The following is a 10,653-nucleotide window of genomic DNA, read 5'->3' on the forward strand; positions in this document are numbered from 1 at the left end:
TATCGACGCGCTCAAGCAAACGTGGCAGCAGAAGCCGACGCACGTGGTCGCGGTGTTCATTCACGAAATGCTGCACACACTGGGCCTTGGCGAGAACCCGCCCCCGAGATGCCAGGTCGCTTCGACGCGGTCGTCGTCGCGAAGTACAGGTGCTTGCCGTCGGGGGATTCGAGTGCTTCACGAACTTTTCCCTGCTTCGTCACCTGAACTGCTTCAGCGCCCGCCGTAGGGATTTTCCAGATTTGCAGATCGCCCGAACGTTGCGACGAGTAGTAGATCCATCGTCCGTCGTGCGACCACGACGGCCGAGCGTTGCTCCAGGAGTCGTTCGTGATCTGGCGTGGTGCGGTAGCGTCAGTGGCGACCACCCAGATGTTGAATGTGTCGATCGTCTCCGAGCCGGATCGAGTTGAATCAAAGGCGACCCAATCGCCGTTGGCACTCCACTGCGGGCTTCCCACGATCGGACCCTCGAAGTGGGTCAGTTGGCGTGCCGAGGCCGGGCTGTCGGTGTTCGACAGCCAGAGCTCGTGGTACCCCGATCGGGTAGAAACAAAGACCACCCTTCTTCCATCGGGCGAAATCTGGGGCTGCGTGTCGAGCTTATTGGAGGCGATGAACTTTATTGCCCCCGTCCCCGATTCCGCGTCGTGATGTTGCTCTGGGCCGGGCATTCTCCAGATGTTCGTGTCGCTCGTCCTGTTTTGATAAACGAGTCTTCCGTTGCGGTCGACAGACGGGCTCAATGCCCGTACGTTGGGGAACACCGGCAGTGGCGGGCCTCCCGCGACGGGTACTCGCCAGAGGCCCTCCGGAGTATCGCCCACGGCTCCTCCGCCAATGTCATAGATGATGCTGCTGTTGTCGTGCGCCCAGGCGAAGCTGGAGACCAAACCGCGATGTGTGAGTTGCGTCGGTTCTCCTACAGGTCGAAGGATGTCGAGTTGCTGGATCATGACACTCGAGCGAACGATGAATGCCAGGTGCTTGCCATCGGGCGAGATGGCGGGAGCAGCATCCAGGACGAGAGTCGGTTCGTACGACGTCCACCGCGTCAGCTGTCGTCGTTCACCGCTCTCCAGCGAGTAGATGAAAACCGCGGACCTCGTCCCTGATGCGTCGCGACCGACAAAGAGTAGGAACTTGCCATCCGCCGTCCACGAGAGTCCGCTCATCAGACCAGTGATCCCGGTCAGCTCTTGCTCGGCTCCTCCAGAACTGGGCAGGACAATCGCCACCGCATTGCGGCCGGAGCGCCGCACGAACGCGATGCGGTTACCATTTGGCGACCAGGCGGGGGCTCTGTCCTCCGCAGCGTTCGTGGTGAGCCGCTGTTGCCCCGCACCGACGTCCAACCGCTTCACGTAGATATCGAAGTTGTCCTCCGATTCGCCATCCCAGGCGAACGCGACGGTATTCCCTTCCGGGGACAAGCTGGGATCGACCTCGGAACCCGGCAGGCTCGTGACGGGAATGCTCTTCAGCGCAGCGGCCGGGCGATCGCCGCCTCGAGCCATGAAGTAGAGCCCGATCGCGACCGTCAGGACGATGAGAGCAATGCGGGCCAGTTGCCCGGTTGTCAGTCGGCCGATGTGAACGAGTGTTCGCTCAGGAGGCTCGACGCGTTGTTCGGCCGACGGCTGTTCGATCGAACCCGACGCTTGCAGCACCGCGACAGATGCCGGCACGCCCTCGATTGAGCCGATGAAGCGATACCCGCGACGCGGTAACGTCTCGATGTAGTGCGGCGAGTCCGCTGAATCGCCCAGCGCCTCACGCAGTCGTCTGATGGCGGCGTTCAGTCCGTGCTCAAAGTCGACGAATGTATTGGCGGGCCACAACCGTTCACGCAGTTGCTCGCGAGTGACCAGCTCGCCGGGGTGCTCGACCAGTGCTTTGAGAATCTCGATTGATTGATCGGGAACTCTGAGGCGGGTGGATCCCTTACGAAGCTCGCCGCTGCGGACACTCAGCTCGAACGGCCCGAAGGTCACGTGCTGCGGCCGCACAGAGGGATCGTGCATGGCGCCTGCGGTGGAGTTGGGGAAAGACTAGCACATGCTTTCGAGACTTCTCCGCTTCTCGTCGTCCACACGCACCCTCAGGGGTCCTTGCGCGTGAGGTCGTCTACATCGTCGCCGGGCATGGAGAAGCGGAAGCCTGCCGGTTCCTCCGCTCGATCCGAAGTGACCCCTTTGGCGGCGAAACTGCGTCGATCGCACGTCAAGCATGGACGTCAGCTGCAGGCCCATGAGCTCCGGGATCTGCTCGGCGGGCGGCGCTGCCTCCGAGGCGAAGAACGCGCACGGAGCTGATGTCCCGTTCGAGGTAGACCGCGACGTCTTTCCAGGAGTCCAGGCGATCTTTGGCGCGGGGCAGGTCCGGCTGGCTCATGGGTCGGTGCGAAATGGCCGCATTAGGCCGCAACGAAGCGCGTGCGGCCTGTTGCCGCTTGCCAGATGCCCTGTACCGATCGAATGTTGACGGCGTTGCGGATTGGAAGGAGGCGACCATGAGGCGATCTCTGACTCTGCTGTGCGTGCTCGCGTGCTATACCGCCGGTCTCGATTCTGCGCGGCCGAGCGCGGAGACATTTGGGGAGTGGTCCGCGCCCGCCAATGTCGGACCGCCCGTGAACACCGAATACAACGACATGTACGCGATTCTCTCGCGGGACGAATTGACGATGTACTTCACGTCGGATCGTCCGGGAGGCCTTGGAGGCGACGATCAGTGGTTCACCACACGCGCTTCGCTCGATGATCCCTGGGGAGACCCCCAGAATATGTCCTCCCTCAACAGCACGGCTGCCGATTCGCTCGCGGTGCTTTCCTCCGACGAACACGTGATGTTCTTCCACAGCACCCGTGCGGGCGGTTGCGGCGCGGGTGATCTCTGGATGACCCGACGGCACGACAAACGGTCGCAGGAATGGGAGCCGCCAGCAAATCTGGGATGTGTGGTCAATACGGTCTACACGGAAATCGCACCTGCGTTCTTCGAGAGTCCTGAAACCGGACAAATCACGCTTTACTACGGCAGCAACCGCCCTGGCTCGCAAGACTTCGATGTTTATGCGAGCGCCCTGGGAGAAGACGGCTACTTCGCGCAGGGAGCGCTGGTCCCGGAGTTCAGCAGCCCCAAGCGTGACACGCGGATCTTCGTCAGGAAAGATGGCCTGGAGGCTTTCATTACATCAAACCGTGATAACGGGCACGGGCTCATCGACATCTGGACCTCAACCAGGGAAACGCTCTCGGAACCGTGGCCGCCGACACCCGTCGACTTGCCCAGCCCGGTCAACAGCACCTGCGATGACGGCTCGCCGTGGCTTTCACGCGACGGGACGACGCTGTATTTCTTCTCGACGCGGACAGCCGCCCTCGAATGCGGAAAGAGAGACATCTGGTACGCAACCAGAGTCAAGATTGCCCAGGAGAACACCAGTGAGGCGATGGTCGCCAGTCTCTGGAATCGGATGCTTGCGCATCTGGTGGACAACGTCCATCGTCCACCCCAGACGCAAGAGAAGGTGCGGGTCCCAGTACGGCGCTAATCGGGAAAATTCAGGCGCCTTACCAGCTCGGCGAAACGCGGGTCGCCGCGCACGGGGTCGAAGAACGGATGTACTTTCAGAAACTGCAGGATACCGGAACGTTCCTGGTACGCGCGCTCGAGCCAGACAAACGTCTGATCGTGGTCGGCGAGTCCCAGGTACGCGTTCACGAACGCAGCAGGCGGAACGTAGCTCGCCAGCCGGCGCCGGTTCAGTTCGTCAACGATCCGCAACGCGTCGGTCCGGCGGCCGGCGCGTGCATAGGCTCTGGCCAGCACACCCAACACGGCCGGGTTGCGGTTCGAGATCGACGCAGTTCGTTCAAGAACCTTTACAGCCTCCTTGGGCTGACCCTGCTCGATCAGCGCGAAGCCGACGAACCACAAAGCCCTGCTGTCGTCCGGCCGTACGGCGAGTACGGTCTGCAGTTCGCGAATGGCTTCACTGTAGCGGCGCGCGTGAAAGAGAATCCAGCCGATGTCCGTACCGTACAGCGCAAGCGGATCGAGTTCGCGAGCGCGCCGGGCCGAGACGAGCGCTTCGGCGACGCGTCCCTGGGCCAGCAGCCAGCGCGCACGCCCGGCGTGCGCGCTCGCTTCGTTCGGGTTCAAATCGATCGCGCGGGCGTAGCTCGCTTCAGCGTCGGTCCACTGCCACCGCCATAGCAGGGCCTCTGCAAGGACCACGTGGGCTTCGGCAAGTTGAGAATCCAGTTCCAGCGCCTGCTGCGCCGCGCGGGTAGCTTTCGCCTGGGCGTCAGGCGGAGGAGCACCGCCGAAGACAGAGCCGAGCCCGTTGTAGGCAGTCGCCAGGCCTGAGTAAGCAGGCGCGAAGGATGGATCCTTGGCGAGTGCCGCCTCGAAGTAGCGGACGCTCTCGTCGAAGCGCGGCGTCGGACCCTGGTTCAGCGCGAATCGGCCCCTGAGGTAATCCTCGTACGCGTCGGGCGACACTCGCGGCGCATCCCTCCTGCCAGACTCCTGACCGCCAATAGTGATCTGGATTTGGCGGGCGATGGCTTGCGCCACCTCATCTTGCAGGTTCAGCACGTCCCGAAGCTCGCGATCGTAGTTGCCGGACCAGAGGTGGTCATCGGTCGCCGCCCTGATTAGCTGTACGCTGATCCGCAATCGACTGCCGGAACGCACGACCGACCCCTCGATGATGGCATCGACCTGCAGCGCCCGCGCAATCTCCGGAAGCGGTAAGCGCGTGCCTTTGAAATGCATGGCGGACGTTCGCGAGATGACGCGGATGTCCGGGATTCTCGAAAGGCGTCCGATCAGTGCGTCCGTCATTCCATCAACGAAGAATTCCTGAGCTGGATCGGCCGACAGGTTCTGCAGCGGGAGCACGGCAAGCGATCGCACGCTGACCGGGCGCGTCGGGGCGATGCGGTCCGGAAGCAGAAGGTACGTTGCTGCCGCCCCCAGAGCCATCATCGCGCCCGCCAGAAGCGAGTACCGTCCGATAGGCCTCCGGTGAAAGGCGGGCACAACAGACTCAGCTGTCTCAGCCGTCGGCTGATCCACCTCCTGTTCCAAACGACGCCGGCGGGAGTCCAGCCAGACATCGAGCTCCGATCGGAACGCATACACCGATCCCCGTACATCGTGGACATGGCGGTGAACCGGCATGCCCTCGCGGCGTTCCCACCGCTGAACGGTGCTGATATCCCGTTTCAGGTACGCAGCGATGTCTTTCCAAGAGTCCAGGAGGTCTTCCGGCCGAATCGCGGACGACTCGTTCATGGCCGTGGGTTCGCTGCAGAGGTTTCGAAGTCTATTCGCGCCGGTGCAATGGTGCCACTCGCCGCGTTAGGTGGCAAACGGCACCGCCGCCTGCCGCTCGCCGCCGTCCGCGGACGCCCAGGCACGGAATCTGCTGCTCCCCAGGATATCGCCGACGGTGCCGGCACGCGCGCGTGGATTCGGCGCTGCGCTGCAGGAGCGTGCGGGAAATTCCAGGGTGCGCGGCAAATTTTCGGCAGCGCGCGTCCGGCTACCGTCGCGGAAAGGCAGCCGTCATGCAAACCACTCTGACTCCTGCGAACGCACCCCTGGACCGCTGGCTGAACGACATCGGCTGGGGCCTGCTGCTGATGCTGACCGGCGCGGTCTGGCTGCTGCCAACGGAGGTCGTGCCGTCGGGCACGTGGCTCCTCGGCGTGGCCGTCATCCTGATCGGCATCAACGTCGTGAGATACGTCAAGCACATCGCCGTGAACGGCTTCTCGACGGCGATCGGCGTCGCGGCGTTCGTGGCGGCGGTGAGCCAGTTGTGGCGCTCCGATCCGCCGCTGATCGCCATCTTCCTGCTCGTCATCGGCGCCAGCCTGGTGGCGAAGCCGTTCCTGACCAGGACCGCATGACGATCATTCCGCTCGTCGATGCCGCCGGGCCGGCGGCGCGTCTGCGCCGCCGCACTCTCGCGAACCTCGCGTGCATGGGACACTGCGCGCCGACGGTGATGCAGACGCTGTTGGACGCCTCCGGCGTCCAGGCCCCCTGGCTGGTCAAAGCGTCGGGGGGACTGCCGGGCGGCATCGCGAACACCGGTGACGAGTGCGGCGGCGTCACCGCTCCGCTGATGCTGCTCGGACTGAGGCACGCGCACGATCCGCTCGATCGCGGCCTCCCCGTCGTTGTCTACAAGGGGCACGAGCTGCTGCGGCGGTTCGCCGCCAGTCACGGCACCGTCCTCTGCCGTGACATCCGCGGACGCGATCGGCTGCCACTGCGGTGCGTCGGCGTGATCCGTCACGCCCCTGAGACGTACGCGCAGAGCGCGTCGCAGGACGCGGCGTCCGTTCTTCCCGAGGACGCCCGGCGGGCATTTGCGCGCCTTCACGCGCACTTCGCCGAGCACGATTTTCACTGCGCTCGCGCAGTCACGGGCCTCGCCGACAGGTCGCTGGCGGACGCGCTGTCGGGGTTCGCCGGCGGCACGGTATTCTCCGGGGGCACCTGCGGCGCGCTGACCGCCGGCGTCGTGGCGTTGGGCGCTGCACGCGGCGCCATCGAACACAGCCGCCTTCGCGTCCTGCGCATGATCGGCGTGATGGCGATGGGCGGCGATGCGTTCGCGGACAAGTACAACGCATTCAACCGGACGATGAACCTCGGGCATCGCCTGGCGCGCTGGTTCACCGACGAATTCGGCAGTACGCAGTGCCGCGTGCTCACGCGGTGTGACTTTTCGACCGCTGCGGGAGTGACGAGGTACGTCGAATGCGGCACGGTGAACAGGTGTCAGGGGCTTGCCCGACGGGTCGCGCTGAAGGTGCAGGCCTTGATCGAGCAGGACGCCGGACCGCCCTCGCTATCCAACGGAGTGATGATCGGGCCCGAATCCGAGATCCCGGCCCGTTCGGGAATGATGCCGGCGGCAGCGAGCGCGCGCGGCGGCTGAGGCGCTCAAGCCGTCTGCCCGCCGTCCACGACCAGGACCTGCCCGGTGATGAACGCGGCGAGATCGGAAGCGAGAAACACGATGGCCGACGCGATGTCGTCCGGCCGTGCCAGCCGTCCGAGCAGAATCTCGCGCCTCGCGCGCTCGACAATCTCCGGCGGCAGCGCTGCCGTCATGGGCGTTTCCGTGAAGCCCGGCGCCACCGCGTTGACCCGGACGCGGTCGCGCGCAAGGTCCGTGGCAACTGCGCGCGTGAAGGCGATGAGACCCCCCTTCGAGGCCGCATAGTTCGACTGGCCGAACTTTCCGCGAATGCCATTGATCGACGCCACGTTGACGATCGCGCCGCCGCGGCCCCGTGCGCGCATTCCCCGCGCCGCCGCCCGCACCATGCGGAACGCCCCGCTCAAGTTCACGTCGATGACATCGTCCCATTCGCGATCGGCGAGTTTCCATACGACGCCGTCGCGGGTGATGCCGGCGGCGTTGACGAGGATGTCGGCACCGAGTTGTTCCCGATCCAGGCGGTCGACGAGGGACTCGACCGCCGCGGCATCCCGCACGTCGAGAATACAGCTGCGTTCGACGGACGGGTCTGATGCGGGGTCGCGATCGAGCGCAACCACCCGCGCGCCGGCCGCGGCCAACTGCCGCGCGGTGGCGAGCCCGATGCCCGACGCCCCGCCGGTCACCCAGGCGATTCGTCCCGCGAGATCGACCGCGAGCGGCACTATCCGCTCACCCGCGCGCTGTCCGCCAGCCGCTGTTCGGCGCGCGTGCTCAAGCGCCGCTGCCCGAGCACCGCCGCGCCGATGGCGCCGACGAACTGGACGTCGTCCGGCGGCGGAATGTTGACGGACGCGCCCAGGCGTTCGCGCATCAAGCGACCCATCGACCGGAAGCGCAGGATGCCGCCCGTCAGGGTGAACTCGGGCTGCATCTGCACGCGCTTCATCAACTGCACCGACCGGTCCACCAGCGACACGATCGCCCCCTGCATGATGTCGGACGGCGAGGTGCCCTGCGAGAGATGATTGATCACCTCGGATTCGGCAAACACGGCGCAGACGCCCGAGATCGGCACGGCTTCGCGCGACATCTCGGCCAGCTGGCCGATCTGCTCCGTCGAGTACCCCATGTAGCGGGCGGTCTTCTCGAGAAACGCGCCCGTCCCGGCCGCGCACTTGTCGTTCAGCCGGAACGACCGCACTTTGCACGCGTCGTCCAGGCGGCTGGCCTTCATCGTCTGGCCGCCGATGTCGAGCACGGTGCGCGTCCCCGGGAAGAACCAGGCGGCGCCGCGCGCGGCGGCGGTCAGGTCGGTCACCTGCACGTCGCGAAACGGCACCAGGAAACGACCGAATCCAGTGGTGACGACATACTGCACCTGACCCTCGCCGACGCCCGCATCCGCGAGTGCTTCCTCGAAAATCCGTCTGGCGACCTCCGTCAGCCGGAAGCCGGAGCGGCCGATGGCCCGGCCGACGATCGCTCCGTCGCCGTCGAGGAGAACCCCCTTGGTGTACGTCGATCCGACGTCGATGCCCGCGGTGAGACTCATGGCCTCTCCTTCACCGGCCCTGCGGCGGACGCTGCCGCGGAGATTCGCTCCAGGGCGAAGAGCGCGGCGCCGAGCGCGCCCATGTAGGGGGAGTCGTCGCTGACATTCACCGGGTACCCGAGCGCCGTCTCGAGCGCCTTCACCATGCCGATGTTCCTGGTGACGCCGCCGGTGAAGGTCACTTCGCGTTCGATGCCGACGCGCCGCATCAACCCGAGCGAGCGCGACACGATCGACTGGTGGACGCCGAGCAGGATGTCCTCGATCTTCTTCCCCTTGGCCACCCACGACAGGACTTCCGACTCGGCAAACACGGTGCACGTGGTCGTGATCTTCACCGGCCGTTCGGCGCGCAGGGCCGTCGGTCCAAGCTCGTCGATCGGGATCTCGAGGGCGGCCGCCGCCGCACCGAGGAACCGTCCGGTCCCGGCCGCGCACTTGTCGTTCATGCAGAAGTCCGCGATCTCGCCGTTCGCCTTGACGCGGATCGCCTTGGTGTCCTGGCCGCCCATGTCGACCACCGTGCGCGTGCCCGGAAACAGGTAGACGGCGCCGCGCCCGTGACAGCTGATCTCCGTGACCTGCGTGTCGCCGAAGGTGACCCGGTATCGCCCGTATCCGGTGCCGACGATGCAGCCGACTTCGCGTTCTTCCAGGCCGGCGTCGGCGAGGGCCTGCTCGTAGGCGTGCTCCGCGGCGCGGACGACGCTGGCACCCGTGTCGATGAGCGCACGCCCGACGAGACGCCCCCGCTCGCTGATGATGACGGCCTTGGTCTGCGTCGATCCGACGTCGACCCCCGCCGCGTACGCCATCTGATCCCCCTTTCCTACGCGGATGTCCTGGCGAGCTTGCGCGACGCAAGCCCTTCGAAGAACGCATCCACGCGGTTCTTCATCTGCGCCTCGGACACGACGCGCCGGTCCATCATGTCCGACTCGAGGAGCAGGCTCGGGATGTCGCGGCGCTCGCCGAGAACGCGCCGGGTATCCGACAGGCCCGTGGACGTCGTCCGGCAGCTCTTGATGCCGTGGAACACCACGCCGTCGACGCGATAGGGATCGATCAGGTCGATCAGCGCGCGATCCTGGAAGAACATGCAGTCCATCGCGTGCCTCACACCGATCAGCGCGCCTTCGGCGAGGCTCTCGATCGGACGCGAGAGGTCGTACTGCCAGCCGAGCCCGGCGCCGCCGGACGCAAACCAGAGATACGTCGAGCTGACGAAGGCGCCGCCCCACTCGGAGAACAGCTCGTTGAAGCGGCGGAAGATCGGGTAGCACGGCACGCCGACGAACACCAGCCGATGCTTCTCCTCGTTGATGGTGCCGAGCCCGTTCGCGGCCTTGTAAGACATCTCCTCGACCAGGTCGCGGAAGTACGCGGCGCCGGCGGCCGTGCCGCGAAAGCCGTTGGCCACGCCGAGGTAGACGGTACCCTCGGAAACCGCGTTGAAGACGGCCGGGGTGCTGCGATTCAACTCGATCAGCTGCTTGAACGAGCGCGACATCGCGTTGGCGTGTCCCATCGTCTCGCGCAGCCGATCGACGTCGAACTTCTTCTTCGCGACACGCTCCAGCACGGCGATGAGCTCGCGTATCTGCCGTTCGACGTAGATCCGATCGCGCTCGAAGTCGGGATCGCCAGGCCATGTCTGACGCCCGGACGCGCGGGAGCCCGGGATGTCCACCGTGACGACCGGCGTCCCGTGCATGCGCTCCCAGATCTCTCCCCATTTCAAGTAGGTGTTGCACGCGTTCGTCAGGATGGCGACATCCGGCTTCGGGATCACGCCCATGGGATGCCGCCCTTTGCGAAGCTGGAGGGCGACGTCGGCCTTGACGTAGCCGCAGATGTCCGGCGAGTAGCCGTAGTCTTCGGCCTCGTTGAGATACTCGTGAGCGACCCGGCGCACGGCCATCTGCAGCGAGTTGATCTCGGGGAACACCGGCGCCATGTCGAAGGCGAGAAGCAGCTCGTTGAAGCTGCCCATGACGAAGACGTACGCAGCGGGCCGGCCGCGCTGCGGCGCCTCGGTCAGCGACGCGAACCACTCCCGGAACATCCTGGCCCCTTCGGTGACTCCCCGTCCGACGATCGCGGGCGAATTCATGTGCGCTCCCGG

9 protein-coding genes are annotated in these 10,653 nt (G+C 65.5%); 3 read left to right on the plus strand and 6 right to left on the minus strand.

The features are described from left to right. Positions 1 to 56: 56 nt before the first annotated feature. A complete protein-coding gene (locus tag VFK57_06620; protein ID HET7695364.1) occupies positions 57 to 2,024 on the minus strand; it encodes a winged helix-turn-helix domain-containing protein in 1,968 nt (655 codons plus the stop codon). Positions 2,025 to 2,512: 488 nt separating this feature from the next. On the opposite strand from VFK57_06620, the gene VFK57_06625 reads away from it, so the two are divergent. Continuing rightward, on the plus strand, positions 2,513 to 3,556 hold the full coding sequence (locus tag VFK57_06625; protein HET7695365.1) for a hypothetical protein: 1,044 nt from the start codon (positions 2,513 to 2,515) through the stop codon (positions 3,554 to 3,556). Here VFK57_06625 and VFK57_06630 read toward each other — a convergent pair. Next, the gene (locus VFK57_06630) at positions 3,553 to 5,307 is read right to left on the minus strand and encodes a tetratricopeptide repeat protein (GenBank protein HET7695366.1); all 1,755 of its coding nucleotides are present in this window, start codon (positions 5,305 to 5,307) and stop codon (positions 3,553 to 3,555) included. The genes VFK57_06625 and VFK57_06630 overlap by 4 nt on opposite strands. A 275-nt stretch (positions 5,308 to 5,582) precedes the next feature. Here VFK57_06630 and VFK57_06635 point away from each other — a divergent pair, with 275 nt between their 5' ends. Both VFK57_06635 and VFK57_06640 read left to right on the plus strand, forming a co-directional pair. Further along, positions 5,583 to 5,927: a hypothetical protein gene (locus tag VFK57_06635; GenBank protein HET7695367.1), complete on the plus strand. Its 345-nt coding sequence runs from the start codon at positions 5,583 to 5,585 to the stop codon at positions 5,925 to 5,927. Then, positions 5,924 to 6,967, plus strand: coding sequence for a C-GCAxxG-C-C family protein (locus tag VFK57_06640; GenBank protein HET7695368.1), 1,044 nt, complete (start codon positions 5,924 to 5,926; stop codon positions 6,965 to 6,967). Before VFK57_06635 ends, VFK57_06640 begins: the two co-directional genes overlap by 4 nt. Positions 6,968 to 6,972: 5 nt before the next feature. Here VFK57_06640 and VFK57_06645 read toward each other — a convergent pair whose 3' ends face one another. From VFK57_06645 to VFK57_06660, 4 genes are read right to left on the minus strand one after another with little or no spacing between them, the layout of a single operon-like run. Then, positions 6,973 to 7,698, minus strand: a complete 726-nt coding sequence (locus VFK57_06645; protein ID HET7695369.1) for an SDR family oxidoreductase — start codon at positions 7,696 to 7,698, stop codon at positions 6,973 to 6,975. Continuing rightward, complete coding sequence (locus tag VFK57_06650; GenBank protein HET7695370.1) at positions 7,698 to 8,528, minus strand: acyl-CoA dehydratase activase; 831 nt, start codon at positions 8,526 to 8,528, stop codon at positions 7,698 to 7,700. The genes VFK57_06645 and VFK57_06650 overlap by 1 nt, the downstream gene beginning before the upstream one ends. After that, a complete protein-coding gene (locus VFK57_06655) occupies positions 8,525 to 9,343 on the minus strand; it encodes an acyl-CoA dehydratase activase (protein ID HET7695371.1) in 819 nt (272 codons plus the stop codon). Before VFK57_06655 ends, VFK57_06650 begins: the two co-directional genes overlap by 4 nt. Positions 9,344 to 9,357: 14 nt before the next feature. Continuing rightward, a complete protein-coding gene (locus VFK57_06660; GenBank protein ID HET7695372.1) occupies positions 9,358 to 10,641 on the minus strand; it encodes a 2-hydroxyacyl-CoA dehydratase family protein in 1,284 nt (427 codons plus the stop codon). Between the last annotated feature and the right edge of the window lie 12 nt (positions 10,642 to 10,653).

It is taken from the genome of Vicinamibacterales bacterium (genome assembly GCA_035699745.1).
In the GTDB taxonomy this organism is placed as follows: domain Bacteria; phylum Acidobacteriota; class Vicinamibacteria; order Vicinamibacterales; family 2-12-FULL-66-21; genus JAICSD01.